Annotated in this window: 11 protein-coding genes; 6 read left to right on the plus strand and 5 right to left on the minus strand. The window is 73.0% G+C overall.

From position 1 onward, the window contains the following. The first annotated feature begins 94 nt into the window (after positions 1–94). Positions 95–1,006, plus strand: a complete 912-nt coding sequence (locus QP090_RS00530; protein WP_285936408.1) for an ABC transporter ATP-binding protein — start codon at positions 95–97, stop codon at positions 1,004–1,006. After that, positions 1,003–2,619 carry an ABC transporter permease gene (locus QP090_RS00535; protein ID WP_285936409.1) on the plus strand — a complete coding sequence of 539 codons (1,617 nt, stop codon included), beginning with the start codon at positions 1,003–1,005 and terminating at the stop codon, positions 2,617–2,619. The genes QP090_RS00530 and QP090_RS00535 overlap by 4 nt, the downstream gene beginning before the upstream one ends. Before the next feature lie 151 nt (positions 2,620–2,770). On the opposite strand, the gene pip is transcribed toward QP090_RS00535, so the two are convergent. Next, positions 2,771–3,718 (minus strand): prolyl aminopeptidase, encoded by a 948-nt coding sequence (pip, locus tag QP090_RS00540; protein WP_285938536.1) that lies wholly within the window; start codon positions 3,716–3,718, stop codon positions 2,771–2,773. A gap of 259 nt (positions 3,719–3,977) precedes the next feature. Continuing rightward, complete coding sequence (gene hrpA / locus QP090_RS00545) at positions 3,978–7,928, minus strand: ATP-dependent RNA helicase HrpA (protein WP_349666462.1); 3,951 nt, start codon at positions 7,926–7,928, stop codon at positions 3,978–3,980. 253 nt (positions 7,929–8,181) lie between these two features. Here hrpA and QP090_RS00550 point away from each other — a divergent pair, with 253 nt between their 5' ends. Continuing rightward, positions 8,182–9,606 (plus strand): serine/threonine-protein kinase, encoded by a 1,425-nt coding sequence (locus QP090_RS00550; RefSeq protein ID WP_285936411.1) that lies wholly within the window; start codon positions 8,182–8,184, stop codon positions 9,604–9,606. Between the two features lie 142 nt (positions 9,607–9,748). Here the strand turns inward: QP090_RS00550 and QP090_RS00555 are convergent, their stop codons facing one another. The 3 genes from QP090_RS00555 to QP090_RS00565 all read right to left on the minus strand — a co-directional run bounded on the left by QP090_RS00555 (position 9,749) and on the right by QP090_RS00565 (position 12,247). Next, complete coding sequence (locus QP090_RS00555) at positions 9,749–10,036, minus strand: DUF397 domain-containing protein (RefSeq protein ID WP_285936412.1); 288 nt, start codon at positions 10,034–10,036, stop codon at positions 9,749–9,751. A 532-nt stretch (positions 10,037–10,568) separates the two neighbouring features. Continuing rightward, positions 10,569–11,477 carry an SDR family oxidoreductase gene (locus QP090_RS00560; protein WP_285936413.1) on the minus strand — a complete coding sequence of 303 codons (909 nt, stop codon included), beginning with the start codon at positions 11,475–11,477 and terminating at the stop codon, positions 10,569–10,571. Next, entirely contained in the window at positions 11,474–12,247 is a 774-nt protein-coding gene (locus QP090_RS00565) for an SDR family oxidoreductase (protein WP_285936414.1), read from the minus strand. Before QP090_RS00565 ends, QP090_RS00560 begins: the two co-directional genes overlap by 4 nt. A 55-nt stretch (positions 12,248–12,302) precedes the next feature. On the opposite strand from QP090_RS00565, the gene QP090_RS00570 reads away from it, so the two are divergent. The 3 genes from QP090_RS00570 (at position 12,303) to QP090_RS00580 (ending at position 14,768) form a co-directional block, all read left to right on the plus strand. Then, a complete protein-coding gene (locus QP090_RS00570; RefSeq protein WP_285936415.1) occupies positions 12,303–13,055 on the plus strand; it encodes an enoyl-CoA hydratase family protein in 753 nt (250 codons plus the stop codon). Between the two features lie 103 nt (positions 13,056–13,158). Next, the gene (locus tag QP090_RS00575) at positions 13,159–14,019 is read left to right on the plus strand and encodes a CoA transferase subunit A (RefSeq protein WP_285936417.1); all 861 of its coding nucleotides are present in this window, start codon (positions 13,159–13,161) and stop codon (positions 14,017–14,019) included. After that, complete coding sequence (locus tag QP090_RS00580) at positions 14,016–14,768, plus strand: CoA-transferase subunit beta (protein ID WP_285936418.1); 753 nt, start codon at positions 14,016–14,018, stop codon at positions 14,766–14,768. The genes QP090_RS00575 and QP090_RS00580 overlap by 4 nt, the downstream gene beginning before the upstream one ends. Positions 14,769–14,775 lie beyond the last annotated feature (7 nt).

Genomic DNA, 14,775 nt, shown 5'->3' on the forward strand with positions numbered 1-14,775 from the left:
GCTCCCCAGGTCAGCTCGGTCGGACCAGTGTATCTGACCTTCATCTGTTTTATAGACTTCACAATTTCCTGAAAGAAGTGTAGTTTCAACACCCATGAACACCGCTCTGTCAGTGTCCGGGCTCGTCAAGACGTTCGGCCGGACACGCGCGCTCGATGGACTGGACCTCACCGTCAGCACCGGGGAGGTGCACGGCTTCCTCGGCCCGAACGGCGCCGGCAAGTCCACCACCATCCGCGTCCTGCTCGGCCTGATGCGCGCTGACGGCGGCACCGCCGAGCTCCTCGGCGGCGACCCCTGGCGGGACGCCACCGCCCTGCACCGGCGCCTCGCCTACGTCCCCGGCGACGTGACGCTCTGGCCCTCGCTGTCCGGCGGGGAGGTGATCGACCTCCTCGGCCGGCTGCGCGGCGGCCTCGACGCGCGGCGCCGCGCCGAGCTCCTCGACCGGTTCGAACTCGATCCGAAGAAGAAGGGCCGCGCCTACTCCAAGGGCAACCGGCAGAAGGTCGCCCTCGTCGCCGCGCTCGCCTCCGACGCCGAGCTGCTCATCCTGGACGAGCCGACCTCCGGCCTGGACCCGCTCATGGAGGAGGTGTTCCAGGACTGCGTGAAGGAGGAGCGGCGGGGCGGGCGCACCGTGCTGCTGTCCAGCCACATCCTCAGCGAGGTCGAGTCGCTCTGCGACCGGGTCACCATCATCCGCAAGGGCCGCACCGTCGAGACCGGGACGCTGACCGAGCTGCGGCATCTGACCCGCACCTCGATCCACGCCGAGCTGGCCGGACCGCCCAACGGAATCACCGCCCTGCCCGGCGTGCACGACGTCCAGGTCGACGGCAACACCGTCAGGCTGGAGGTCGACACCCCGCAGCTCGACGCGGTGCTGCGGCAGCTCACCCAGGTCGGCGTGCGGGGCCTGGTCAGCCAGCCGCCCACCCTGGAGGAGCTGTTCCTGCGGCACTACGAGGAGGAGCTCACCGAGCTGGAGGGGACGCCCCGATGAGCACCCTCGCCGCCCCCCGGCCGATGAGCTCCCTCACCGGGACCCGGTCACTGCTGCGGCTCGGGCTGCGCCGCGACCGGATCATGATCCCGGTGTGGATCCTGGCGCTGCTGAGCTCCCTGTTCAGCACCCTGGGCGGATACCGGGGGCTGTACAAGACCGCCGCCGAGCGGCAGCACTTCGCCGACGGGGCCAACGGCAACTCCTCGACGCTGGCGTTCTACGGCCCACTCCACGACCCCTCCCTCGGCGGCATGACCGCCTGGCGGATGGGCGCCCTCGGCGCCGCGTTCGTCGGCGTCATGAGCGTGCTGCTGGTGATCCGGCACACCCGCGCCGAAGAGGAGGAGGGCCGCCTGGAGCTGGTCGGCGCCGGCGTGGTCGGCCGGCGGGCGGCGCTCACCGCGGCGCTGCTGGTGGCGGTGCTGGCCGCCCTGGCGCTCGGCGTGCTCGTCATGCTCGGGCTGGCCTCCGAGGGCGTCGCCGGCGCGGTCAGCACCGGCGTCGGCTGGGCCGCCGCCGGGATCCTGTTCGCCGCGGTCGGCGCGGTCGCCGCCCAGGTGACCGAGAACGCCCGCGCCGCCCGCGGCATCGGCGTCGGCGTGATCGCCGCCGCGTACCTGCTGCGCGCGGCCGGCGACGCGACGGAGGGCGCCGGCTGGCTGACCTGGCTGTCGCCCATCGGCTGGATCGAGCAGATCCGCCCGTACGGCGGCGACCGGCTCTGGGCGGCGCTGCTGCCGCTCGCCGCGGCGGCGCTGCTCATCGCCGCGGCGTACGCGCTGATCGAGCATCGCGACCTCGGCGCCGGGCTGCTGGCGCCCCGGCCCGGACCGGCGGAGGCGGCGCCCGGCCTGCGCAGCCCGCTCGCGCTGGCCTGGCGGCTCCAGTCCGGGTCGCTGTACGGCTGGGCCTGCGGCTTCCTGGTCTACGGCCTGGTCGTCGGCGGCATCGCCAAGGGGATCGGCGACCTGGTCGGCGGCAACTCCGGCACCAACGACCTCATCACCAAGATGGGCGGCCAGTCCGGACTGGTGGACGCGTTCCTGGTCACCTGCATCGGGCTGATGTCCGCGATGGCCTCGCTGTACGGGGTGCAGGCCGCGCTCCGGCTGCGCACCGAGGAGGGCCTCCAGCGGGTCGAGCCGCTCCTCGCCACCGCGGTCGGGCGGGTCCGCTGGGTCGCCGGGCACCTGCTGATCGCGCTGGCCGGCACGGTGGTGATGCTGCTGGTGTCCGGGCTGTCGATCGGCCTCACCTACGGGGCGTCCGTGGGCGACCTCGGCGGCAAGGTACCCGAGCTCCTCGGCGCCGTGCTCGTGCAGACGCCCGCCGCGTGGGTCGCCGTCGGCATCGGCATCGCGCTGTTCGGGCTGGCGCCGCGGTTCTCGCCGGCCGCCTGGGCCGTGGTGGCGGGCTTCCTGCTGCTGGGCCAGCTCGGTCCGGTGCTCGACCTCGGCCAGGCGGTGATGGACCTGTCGCCGTTCACCCACGTGCCGAAGCTCCCCGGCGGGACGATGGACGCCACCCCGCTGATCGTGCTGACCGCGATCGTGGCCGCGCTCATCGCGGCGGGCCTCTACGGCATCCGCCGCCGCGACATCGCCACCTGACCCGGGACGTCCCCGCTCAGACACGGGGTCCGAGCGGGGTCGTCCCCCTTCAGCACCCCGTCCGGCGGGCGCCAACCGGCCGCCCAGGCGCCCGCCGGACGGGGGTCGTCGCAGCCCGAGGCCAGGGGCGGCCGGGTCAGGAGCGGCCGGGTCAGGAGCGGAAGCGGTCGGTGGCCTCGATGAGGTGGTGCAGGGTGCCGGGTTCCGAGCCGCCGTGGCCCGCGTCCTCGATGAGGTGGAACTCGGCCTCGGGCCAGGCGCGGTGCAGCGCGAGCGCGCCGTCCGCCGGGGTCTTCATGTCGTACCGCCCGTGGACGATCACGCCGGGGAGGTGCCTGATCCGGTCGGCGCCCGCCAGGATCCCCGCCTCGAGGAAGCAGCCCTGGCTGAAGTAGTGCTGCTCGATCCGCGAGAACCCGACCAGGAGCCGGTCGTCCAGGTCCGGCGGCGGGACGGGCAGCAGCGTGTTGGCCGACAGCTCCCAGGCCGCCCACGCTCTGGCCGCCGGGACGTGCACCGCCGGGTCCGGGTCGAACAGGAGCCGCCCGTACGCGGTCAGCATGTCGTCCCGCGCGGCCTCGGGGACCGGCGCCTGGAACGCCGCCCACTCCTCGGGGAACAGCCGGGCCGACCCGCCGCCCGTGAACGCCCACTCCTCGTCCTCGGGACGGGCGAGGTAGATGCCGCGCAGCACCAGCTCGGTGACGCGGTCCGGGTGCTCCTGCGCGTAGGCCAGGCCGAGCGTGCTGCCCCAGCTCCCGCCGAACACCTGCCACCGGTCGATGCCGAGGTGCTCCCGGAGCCGTTCCATGTCGGCGACCAGGTGCGGGGTGGTGTTGGCCTCCAGCGACACCCCGGCGTCGCCCGCGTGGGGCGTGCTGCGTCCGCAGTTGCGCTGGTCGAACAGCACGATCCGATATGCCGCGGGGTCGAAGAACCGGCGGCACACCGGCAGCAGCCCGCCGCCCGGGCCGCCGTGCACGAACACCACCGGCTTGCCCCCGGGGTCGCCGCAGACCTCCCAGTAGATCTCGTCGCCGGCACCGACCGCGAGCATCCCGGAGTCGTGCGGTTCCAGGGGCGGGTAAAGCTCCTTCAGGTCCATGGCATCTACTACTACCCGAGACCCCGACCAGATCGATCATGATTTCGGAACCGTTCGGAAAGCGGCGGCGCCAAGCGGTTCGGACGCCGGCGCCGGCAGATCGAGAGTGCCTCAGCCGTCGCGCGAGCGCGTTACCTGGCCGGTGAGGCGAAGCCGGCGGCGAGCCGCACCGGCCGGATCGCGGAGCGATGTCGCGCTCGCCCCGAGCACGGTCGGCGTCCGAGCCGCCAGGCGAGGATGCCGGGCCGGGCTTTCAAAGCTGGGCCATGGCCTTGCGGATGCGCTTGTCGGAGACCGGGTAGCGGGTGCCGAGCTGCTGCGCGAACAGGCTGACCCGCAGTTCCTCCAGCATCCAGCGGACCTGCCTGGCGGGCTCGTCGTCGCGGCGGGACGGGGGCAGCCTGCGCAGCGCCTGCTGGTACTCCTCGGCCAGGACGCCGACCTGGTGCATGAGCTGGCGGTCGCGGCCCGGGTTCTCGGGGAGCTTGTCGAGCCGGATCTGGAGCGCGCGCAGGTAGCGGGTCAGGTCGGGCAGGCGCTGCCAGCCCGTCCCGGTGACGAAGCCGGGATGGATCAGCTCGGCCAGGTGCGTCCGGATGTCGGTCAGCGCGGGGACGAGCACCAGGCTGGTGGTGCCGCGCAGCCGCCGGTCGATCTCGTGCGACTCGGCCAGGACCCGTTCGACCTGCGCGACGATCGCGGCGGTCGCGTCGTGCAGCTCGGCGCGCACGTGGTCGAAGAGGCGGGTGAAGCCGGCCTCGTCCCAGGCCGGGCCGCCGGCCTCGGCGATGAGCCGGTCGGCGGCGGCGGTCACGCAGTCCTCGAACAGCGCGGGCACCGACCCGTGCGGGTTGTGGCTGAGCGCGAGCTTGCCCTGGTTGGTCAGGCGCGCCTGGATCTGCTTGACCGGGGACGGGGCGTTGAGCAGCACCAGCCGGCGGGTGCCGCGCCACATCGCGCGCCGCTGCTCGGCCTCGGTCTCGTACATGCGGACCGCGACGGTGTCGCCCTCGTCGGCGAGCGCGGGATACGCCTTGACCTCGTAGCCGGCCTGGGCCCGCTCGTAGGTGCGGGGCAGCTCGCCGATCGTCCACTCGCGGAGGCCGGAGCGTTCGAGGCCCTCGGCGGACGCGGCCTTGGACAGGGTGCCGCGGACCTTGCCCGCCAGGGCGCGCTTGAGCGCATCGAGGTCGGTGTCCTCACCGAGGGTGCGGCCCCGGTCGTCCACCACCCGGAAGGTGATCCGCAGGTGCGCGGGCAGGCGGGACAGGTCCCACCCCTCGCGGGCGAGCGGGACGCCGGTCAGCGCGGTCAGCTCGCGTTCGAGGGCGTCCAGGAGGGGCTCGCTGCGCGGTGAGACGCGCTCGAGCACCTTGCGGGCGTAGTCGGGCGCCGGGACGAAGTTGACCCGCACCTGCTTGGGCAGCGACCGGATCAGCTCGGTGACCAGTTCGGCGCGCAGGCCGGGCACCTGCCACTCGAAGCCGATCGGCTTGACCTGGTTGAGCACCTGCACCGGGAGGTGCACGGTGACGCCGTCGGCGTTCGCGCCCGGCTCGAACTGGTAGCTGAGCCGCAGGCTCAGCGGGCCCTGCCGCCACACATCGGGGTAGTCGGCCTCGCTGACGCCGCCGACGCCCTCGTTCATCAGCATCGACTTCTCGAAGCCGAGCAGGTCGGGCTCGGCCCGCCCGGCCTTCTTCCACCAGGCGTCGAAGTGCCGGCCCGACACCACGTCGGCGGGGACCCGCTCGTCGTAGAAGTCGAACAGGGTCTGGTCGTCGACCAGGATGTCGCGGCGCCGGGCGCGGTGCTCCAGTTCCTCGACCTCGTCGAGCAGGGCGCGGTTGTCGTGGAAGAACCGGTGGTGGGTCTCCCAGTCGCCCTCGACCAGCGCGTGCCGGATGAACAGCTCGCGGGACAGCTCGGGGTCGACGCGCCCGTAGTTGACGCGGCGCTGCGCGACGATCGGCACCCCGTAGAGGGTGACCTTCTCGTACGCCATGACGGCGGCCTGCTTCTTGGACCAGTGCGGCTCGCTGTAGTTGCGCTTGACCAGGTGCCCGGCGAGCGGCTCGACCCATTCGGGCTCGATCCTGGCGTTGACCCGGGCCCACAGGCGGGAGGTCTCGACCAGCTCGGCCGACATGATCCAGCGCGGCGGCTTCTTGAACAGGGCGGAACCGGGGAACACCGCGAACTTCGCGCCGCGCGCCCCGACGTACTCCTGCTGGCGGCGGCGCGGCCCGCCCTCGTCCTTCTTGTCGGCGTCCATCAGCCCGATGTGCGACAGCAGGCCGGCGAGCAGCGAGACGTGGACGCGCTCGGGGGCGGGGTCGACGTCGTTGAGCGTCACGCCGAGCGTCTTGGCGACCTGCTTGAGCTGGCTGTGCAGGTCCTGCCACTCGCGGATGCGCAGGAAGTGCAGGAACTCGTTCTTGCAGGTGCGGCGGAACTGGCTGCCCGACAGCTCCCGCTGCTTGTCGCGCAGGTAGTTCCACAGGTTGAGGTAGGCGAGGAAGTCGGAGGTCGGGTCGGCGAACCGGCGGTGCAGTTCGTCGGCGGCCTGCTGGTGCTCGGACGGCCGTTCGCGCGGGTCCTGGATCGACAGCGCGGCGGCGATGACCAGGACCTCGCGCACGCAGCCGTTCTTGTCGGCCTCGAGCACCATGCGGGCCAGCCGCGGGTCGACCGGGAGCTGGGCGAGGCGGCGGCCGAGCGGGGTGAGGCGCTTGCGCGGGTCCTGCTCGGCGGGGTCGATCGCGCCCAGCTCGTGCAGCAGGTCGACGCCGGCCTTGACGTTGCGGCGGTCGGGCGGCTCGACGAACGGGAACGCGGCGATGTCGCCGAGGTCGAGCGAGGTCATCTGGAGGATGACTGAGGCGAGGTTGGTGCGCAGGATCTCGGGGTCGGTGAACTCGGGGCGGGACTCGAAGTCGTCCTCGGCGTAGAGCCGGATGCAGATGCCCTCCGACACGCGCCCGCAGCGGCCCTTGCGCTGGTTGGCCGACGCCTGCGAGATCGGCTCGATGGGCAGCCGCTGCACCTTGAGGCGGTGGCTGTAGCGGGAGATGCGGGCGGTGCCGGGGTCGACGACGTACTTGATGCCCGGCACCGTCAGCGAGGTCTCGGCGACGTTGGTGGACAGCACGATGCGCCGTCCGCGATGCGCCTGGAACACCCGGTGCTGGTCGGCCGCCGACAGTCGCGCGTACAGCGGCAGCACCTCGGTGGCGGGCCCGCGCCTGCCCTGGAGGTGCTTGTGCAGCGCGTCGGCGGTGTCGCGGATCTCGCGCTCGCCGCTGAGGAAGACCAGCACGTCGCCGGGCGCCTCGCGGCCCAGCTCGTCGACCGCCTCGCAGATCGCCTGGACCTGGTCGCGGTCGGGGTCGGCGGACGGGTCCTCGGGGTCGGTCACCGGGCGGTAGCGGACCTCCACCGGATAGGTGCGGCCGGACACCTCCACGATCGGGGCGTCGCCGAAGTGCCGGGAGAACCGCTCGGGGTCGATGGTCGCCGAGGTGATGATCACCTTGAGGTCGGGGCGGCGGGGCAGGATCTCCCGGACGTACCCGAGCAGGAAGTCGATGTTGAGGCTGCGCTCGTGCGCCTCGTCGATGATCAGCGTGTCGTACTGGCGGAGCAGCCGGTCGGTCTGGATCTCGGCCAGCAGGATGCCGTCGGTCATCAGTTTGACCAGCGTGCCGTCGCTGGACCGGTCGGTGAAGCGGACCTTGTAGCCCACGGTGTCGCCGAGCTCGGTGCCGAGCTCCTCGGCGATCCGGTCGGCGACGGTGCGGGCGGCCAGCCGGCGCGGCTGGGTGTGCCCGACCGAGCCGAGCACGCCGCGGCCGAGCTCCAGGCAGATCTTGGGGATCTGGGTGGTCTTCCCCGACCCGGTCTCGCCCGCGATGATCACGACCTGGTGGTCCCGGATCGCCGCCAGGATGTCGTCCTTCTTCTGCGCGACCGGCAGCTCGGCCGGGTAGGTGATCGCGGGCACCGCCTCGCGGCGCCGGGCCACCCGGCGCTCGGCGGCCTCGACCTCGCCGCCGATGTCCTCGGCGGCCTTGGCGCGCCGGCCGGCGTCGCGCGTCTTCTGGATCCCGTCGATGCGGCGGCCCAGCCGGTGCTGGTCGCGCAGCATCAGCTCGGGCAGGCGCGCGCGCAGGTCGGCGAGCGGCGATCTCACAGGTGTCCTCATAACCATCGACCAGGATACGGTCCGGGCGTCGGACGGCGCTCCGCGCCGGTCCCCCCGCAACCTTGGCACCGTAGCCGCCCCCGGCCTCGCGGGGCGATCGATTTTTTTCCAGCGCCGCGTACCGTTAACACCGCACTGAAGTGGCACATTCCGGGACGCCCCCGACCGGACGGGGCATCCGGAATCGTCCGGTCCAAGTTTGATCAACAAAAGCCCTGCCGGGCGGCGTGCGCATCGTTCATGATGGGGCGACATGGAGACCCCGAGCTCGGCAGGACGCTACACGATCGACCGGCTGCTCGGTTCAGGCGGCTTCGCCTCGGTCTGGCTCGGCCGCGACGAGGAGCTCGACTCCCCGGTGGCGATCAAGATCCTCGCCGAGCACTGGGCGCAGCGCACCGACGTGCACGAGCGGTTCGTCCAGGAGGCGCGGCTCCTGCGGCAGGTCGACTCGCACCGGCTCGTGCAGGTCTTCGACATCGGCGAGCAGGAGGACGGCCGCCCCTACTTCGTGATGACCTACGCCGACCGGGGCACCCTGGACGAGCGGCTGGCCGAGGGCCCGCTCCCGCTCAACGAGGCGCTGCGGATGGCCCGCGAGATCATCCGGGGCGTGCAGGAGCTGCACGAGGTCGACATCGTGCACCGCGACCTCAAGCCGTCCAACGTGCTGCTGCGCTCGGTGCCCGGTGGCGACGCCGAGCGCGTGATGATCTCCGACCTCGGCATCGCGCGGACCGGCGACCGGCTGTCCAGCCTGACGCTGCCCGCCGGGTCGCCCGGCTACATGGCTCCCGAGCAGACCCAGATCGACGGGGCCCCGGACCAGCGCGCCGACGTGTACGGGCTGGGAGCACTCACTTACCACATGCTCACCGGGGAGCCCCCCGGCCAGACGCGGCGCCCGCCGAGCGACCTCCAGCCCGCGATCCCCCACGCGGTCGACCAGGTGGTGCTGCGCGCGCTGGAGCCCGACCGGGAGAAGCGGTGGCCGTCGGCGGCCGAGTTCGGGCACGCGCTGTCCCGGACCACCAGCAGGATCAACACTGATCCGCTGCCGCCGGCCCGACCCGCCCGCGGCGGGTCACCGGCCCGTGGCCGGCGCCGCCTGGCGGTCATCACCGGCGGCACGCTGGTCGGCCTCTCACTGGCCGGCGGCGGCGCGTTCTGGGCGTTCGGCGGCTCCGGCGGCTCCGGCGAGAGTGCGCCCGACGGGAAGTGGCTGCGCGCCGGATCCGACGTGCCCCCGCAGTACCGGGCGCTGATCGTCCAAGCGGGCACCTGGTGCGACATGAAGGGCCTGAGCCCCGCGCTGATCGCCGCGATGCTCAAGGCCGAGAGCAACTTCGACGCCAAGCTGTCGGACCCGGCCGGCGACGAGTACGGCATCGCCCGCTGGACGCCCAAGGTGCTGGTGTTCTGGCAGCCCGGCGGGCTCAACAACCCCGAGCCGAAGCCCGCCGCGATCACCCCCGAGCTGTCCATCCCGGCGATGGGCCGCTACCTGTGCTACTGGGGCAAGGACCTGCGCGACCTCCCCGGCGACCCGGCGCTCAACCTCGCCGCGACGTACCGCAGCTCGTCCAAGACCGTGGCCCAGGCGGGCGGTGTGCCCGCGAGGTTCAAGCCCTACACCGACAAGGTGCACCGCTACCTCGAGGACTACCTCCCCCGCTGACGCCCGCGCGCGGCGGAACCGCGAACCCGGCCGGCCTGACGTCGACGGCCCGCCCGCCCGAAGAGAAGAGCCGCTGAGATCGCTCGACCGATCTCAGCGGCCTTCGAACCGGCCTCCCCCCGGCGTCACCGCACGGGGACGATCACCGAAGGTCCAAAGCGCCCGACTTGATCCGTCCGGAGAGGCCGCGCCAGGCGGCGGGGGCGAACACCAGCACCGGGCCTTCGGGGTCCTTGGAATCGCGGACCGCGACCAGGCGGGCGCGCTCCTCGCAGGCGCATCCGAGTCCGGCGACCTCCACGCAGTCACCGCCCTGGTCGCTGCTGCGCACGCTCGTCCGCCACGGCCCGTCGCCGGCCCGGACGGCGGCGCAGTCACCGCCCCGGCCGTCACCGTGCGTGCTCTCGCGCCACCGAAGGTCGCTGCTCATTGCTCTCCGATCATCCCGGTGATCATGCGGACCGACTCGCCGGGCGGGAGCGGGCGCGCGCGGAGGAGGCCGAGCCGCGGACGGCGGTCATCGATCTCCGGGCGCCCGATGATCACCCGCCCAAAGCTCCCAGCTTAAGCGAGGTCGTCTTGAGCGGGTGCCGAGGGCAGGGTCACCATCCCGGCGGCACCGCCGGGTTTCCTGGAGAACGAGCAGGTCGGAATGGGTGGATCTCGGGTTCGCCGGTGATCGCCCGGAGGAGGCCCCGGGGTGTCCGTGAGAATCTCAGTGCGGTTCATCCCGGCCGCGACGTGCCGTTCGACCTCCCCGCCGGGGTCGCGGACGCCGCCCTGTCCGAAGCCGGACACGGATGTGCCCCCTGAAGCGCCGGTGACCGGGTCGCCGAGGACGAACCCGACCTCCACCTCGTCCCGCCGCTGTTGTTCGGTCAGCATGCGGCGACGCCAGACCGCCGCGCCCCGGAGCCGTCCCGGCGAATCCCGCCGGCCGGGAGCGATCGGTGCCGGCGGGCTCAGCCGGCGCCGTAGACGGGCTCGGGGGCCGGGGCGTCCGCCAGGAGACCGGTGATGACGCCGCCGAGTTCGGCGGCGTCCCAGCGGGCGCCCTTGTCGGCCGCGGGGCCGTGCCGGAACGCGTCCATCACGCAGATCCTGCCGCCCTCGGCCTCGAAGACGCGGCCGGTGATCCCGGCGGACTCGGCCGAGCCCAGCCAGGCGACCAGCGGCGAGACGTTCTCGGGGGCCATCGCGTCGAACTCGCCCTCGGCGGGGGCCGCCATGGTCTGCGCGAAGACCTCCTCGGTCATCCGGGTGCGGGCGGCGGGGGCGATGGCGTTGACGGTCACGCCGTAGCGGCCGAGCTCGGCGGAGGCGACCAGGGTCAGCCCGACGATGCCGGCCTTGGCGGCGGAGTAGTTGCCCTGGCCGACACTGCCGAGCAGCCCGGCTCCGGACGAGGTGTTGATGATCCGGGCGTCCACCGGGCGGCCCGCCTTGCTCTCGGCGCGCCAGTGCCGCCCGGCGTGCTTGAGCGGCAGGAAGTGGCCCTTGAGGTGGACGCGCATGACCGCGTCCCACTCGTCCTCGCCCAGGTTGACGAGCATCCGGTCGCGGAGGAACCCGGCGTTGTTGACCAGCACGTCCAGCCGCCCGAACGCCTCGATCGCGGTGGCGATCAGCGCGGCGGCGCCCGCCTCGGTGGCGATGTCGTCGGTGCTGGCGGCGGCCTGCCCGCCGAGCGCCTCGATCTCCTTGACGACGTCGTGGGCGGGACCGCCGGACGCGTCGCCGGTGCCGTCGCGGGCCACGCCGAGGTCGTTGACGACGACCCTGGCCCCCTGGCGGGCGAATTCCAGCGCGTGCGCGCGGCCGAGCCCGCGGCCCGCTCCGGTGACGACGACGACGCGGTCTTGGCAGATCACTTCTGCTCCTCCTTGTTGACGGTGGCGGCGTCCAGGAAGGCGGGGCGCTCTCCCCCGCCGTGCAGCAGCATCGACGAGCCGCTGGCGTAGCCCGCGAGGGGCGAGGACAGGAAGACGCAGGCCGCGCCCACGTCGTAGGGGTCGGCCAGGCGGCCGAGCGGGACGGTGCGGGCGACCGCCTCGACGCCGGCCTCGTCGCCGTAGTGCAGGTGGGCCAGCTCGGTGCGGACCATCCCGAGGGTGAGCATGTTGACCCGGATCCGCGGTGCCCACTCGACCGCGAGCGAGGTGGTGAGGCTGGCGAGGCCCGCCTTGGCGGCGCCGTAGGCGGCCGACCCGGGCGAGGGGCGCACCCCGCTGACGCTGCCGATCATGATGATGGAGCCGCCCTCAGGCTGCCGGTCCATCACCGTGTGCGCGGCCCGCGCCATGATCAGCGGGGCGGCCAGGTTCAGCTCGATGATCTTCAGGTGGGTGCGCAGGTCGCCGTCCGCCACCGGCAGGAACGGGCCGCCGCCGGCGTTGTTGACCAGCACGTCCAGTCGGTCCAGGCCGTCCATGAAGGCCTGGGCGGCGGCCGGGTCGCGCACGTCCAGCGAGGCGAAGCGGGCGGTCCGGCCGCCCACCTCGGGCAGCGTGTCCGGCTCGCGCCGGGCCACCGCGACGACGTCGGCCCCGGCCTCCAGGAAGGCCCGGCTGATGCCGGCCCCGACCCCGCGCACGCCCCCGGTGACCACGACGGTCTTGCCGCTCAGATCCAGCGTCAGCACCTTTCCCCCTTCTGCTACGGTCTGTTCTAACAAATGTTTGGTGGAAAGGTAGCGCATGGGAGTCTCCACCACGACCCACGAGGGCGGGGTCGCCGAGATCGTGGTCGACGCGCCGCCGGTCAACGCCCTGACCGTGGCGGGCTGGTTCGAGCTGGCGGAGGCGGTGCTGGCGGCCGGGCGGGACCCGGGGGTCGGCGCCGTCGTGCTCCGCTCCGAGGGCCGCGGCTTCAACGCCGGCGTCGACATCAAGGAGATGCAGGTCTCCGAGGGGCACGCCGCGCTGGTCGGCGCCAACCGGGGCTGCTACGCGGCGTTCGCCGCCGTCTACGACTGCGAGGTGCCCGTCGTCGCCGCGGTGCACGGCTTCTGCCTCGGCGGCGGCATCGGGCTGGTCGGCAACGCCGACATCGTGGTGGCGTCCGAGGACGCCTACTTCGGCCTGCCCGAGGTCGACCGCGGCGCGCTCGGCGCCGCCACCCACCTGGCCCGGCTCGTCCCGCAGCACCTGATGCGCGCGATGGTCTACACCTGCCGCAACGTGAGCGCGGACGAGCTGCACCGGCACGGTTCGGTGCTGGAGGTCGTCCCCGCGGACGGGCTGCGCGCCACGGCCATGGAGGTGGCGGCGAACATCGCCGCCAAGGACCGCTACGTCATCCGGCGGGCCAAGGAGTCGCTCAACGGGATCGACCCGGTCGACGTCAAGCGCAGTTACCGGTTCGAGCAGGGCCTCACCTTCGAGCTCAACCTGGTCGGTGCGGGCGACGAGCACCGCGACGCGTTCGTGCGGAAGGGAGCGTCGGAATGAGCCCCCACGGCCGCACGGCGGCCGGGCCGGGAGGCGCGCGCAGCGCGCGAGGACGGAGGCCGCCGTGCGGAGGCGGCCGTGGGACGGCGAACGGAGAGGGCCCATGAGCAAGGCCATGACGGTCGGGGAGATCGTGGGGTCGCTGGAGAGCGGCATGACGGTCGGGATCGGCGGCTGGGGCTCGCGGCGCAAGCCGATGGCGCTGGTCCGGGAGATCTGCCGGTCACCGCTGACCGATCTGACGGTGGTGTCGTACGGCGGGCCGGACGTGGGGCTGCTGTGCGCGTTCGGGAAGGTCCGCAGGCTCGTGACGGCGTTCGCGACGCTCGACTCGATCCCGCTGGAGCCGCACTTCCGGCAGGCCCGGCAGGACGGCGCGATCGAGATGACCGAGTACGACGAGGGCATGTTCATGTTCGGGCTGTACGCGGCGGCGCACCGGCTGCCGTTCCTGCCCACGCCGGTCGGGCTCGGCTCAGACGTGATGCGGGTCAACCCGGACCTCAAGACGGTCCGCTCGCCGTACGAGGACGGGCGGGAGCTGGTCGCCGTGCCCGCGCTGACGATGGACGTCGCGCTGGTGCACATGAACCGCGCCGACGCGCGCGGCAACGCGCAGTACCTGGGGCCCGACCCGTACATGGACGACCTGTTCGCCAAGGCGGCGGACCGCACGTACGTGTCGTGCGAGCGCCTGGTCGACACCGGTGACCTGCTCAAGGAGGGCCCCGTCCAGTCCCTGCTGATCAGCCGGACGCATGTGGCGGGCGTGGTGGAGACCCCGAACGGGGCGCACTTCACCGACTGCGCGCCCGACCACGGCCGCGACGAGGCGTTCCAGAAGCTCTACGCCCGGTCGGCGGGCGATCCCGAGAAGTGGGCCGCGTTCCGCGACCGCTTCCTGTCCGGCGACGAGACCGCGTACCAGGACGCCGTGCGCGTGTGGCGTGAGGAGAACCGATGAGCACCGAGACGGCCGCCGCGGCGGACGCGACGCGGGCCGAGGTGTGCGCGGTCGCGTGCGCCGAGGCGTTCCGCGGGGACGGCGAGATCGTGGCGGCGGCGGTCGCCGGGTTCGTGCCGATGCTCGGGTCGCGGCTGGCGCGCTCGACCTTCGAGCCCGGCCTGCTGACCACCGACGGCGGCCCGTCGCTGAGCGCCGAACCGGTCCCGCTGGGCGCGGCGGCGGGCGAGGTGGAGGGCTGGCTGCCGTTCCGCGACCACCTGTGGCTGGTGCTGAACGGGCGGCGGCACGTGGTGATGGGCCCGAGCCAGATCGACCGGTTCGGCAACACCAACATCTCGTGCATCGGCGACTGGGAGCGGCCCAAGCGGCAGCTCCTCGGCGTGCGCGGCGGGCCGGGCAACACGCTGCTCAACACCACCAGCTACTGGGTGCCCAAGCACTCGACGCGGGTCTTCACCGAGGAGGTCGACTTCGTCAGCGGGGTCGGCCACGACCGCGGCGCGTACGAGATCCGGGTCGTGGTGACCAACCTTGCGGTGCTCGACTTCGCGACGCCGGACCGGCGGATGCGGCTCCGCTCGGTGCACCCGGGCGTGACCGTCCAGCAGGTCGTGGAGAGCACCGGCTTCGAGCTGGCCGTCCCGGACGAGGTCCCCGAGTCGCGCCTCCCGACCGCGGAGGAGCTGCGCATCATGCGCGACGTCCTCGACCCGAAGGGGCTGCGGGAGCGCGAGGTCCCCTCGTGAGTGAGCC

The organism is Actinomadura xylanilytica (genome assembly GCF_030283145.1).
GTDB lineage: Bacteria > Actinomycetota > Actinomycetes > Streptosporangiales > Streptosporangiaceae > Spirillospora > Spirillospora xylanilytica.

Excerpts from the sequence above, each read along its gene's own strand:
- QP090_RS00580 (WP_285936418.1), top strand. The coding sequence starts at position 14,016 with ATGAGCACCGAGACGGCCGCCGCGGCGGACGCGACGCGGGCCGAGGTG.
- hrpA (WP_349666462.1), bottom strand. The coding sequence starts at position 7,928 with ATGAGGACACCTGTGAGATCGCCGCTCGCCGACCTGCGCGCGCGCCTG.
- QP090_RS00570 (WP_285936415.1), top strand. The coding sequence starts at position 12,303 with ATGGGAGTCTCCACCACGACCCACGAGGGCGGGGTCGCCGAGATCGTG.
- QP090_RS00530 (WP_285936408.1), top strand. The coding sequence starts at position 95 with ATGAACACCGCTCTGTCAGTGTCCGGGCTCGTCAAGACGTTCGGCCGG.
- QP090_RS00575 (WP_285936417.1), top strand. The coding sequence starts at position 13,159 with ATGAGCAAGGCCATGACGGTCGGGGAGATCGTGGGGTCGCTGGAGAGC.
- QP090_RS00535 (WP_285936409.1), top strand. The coding sequence starts at position 1,003 with ATGAGCACCCTCGCCGCCCCCCGGCCGATGAGCTCCCTCACCGGGACC.
- QP090_RS00550 (WP_285936411.1), top strand. The coding sequence starts at position 8,182 with ATGGAGACCCCGAGCTCGGCAGGACGCTACACGATCGACCGGCTGCTC.
- QP090_RS00555 (WP_285936412.1), bottom strand. The coding sequence starts at position 10,036 with ATGAGCAGCGACCTTCGGTGGCGCGAGAGCACGCACGGTGACGGCCGG.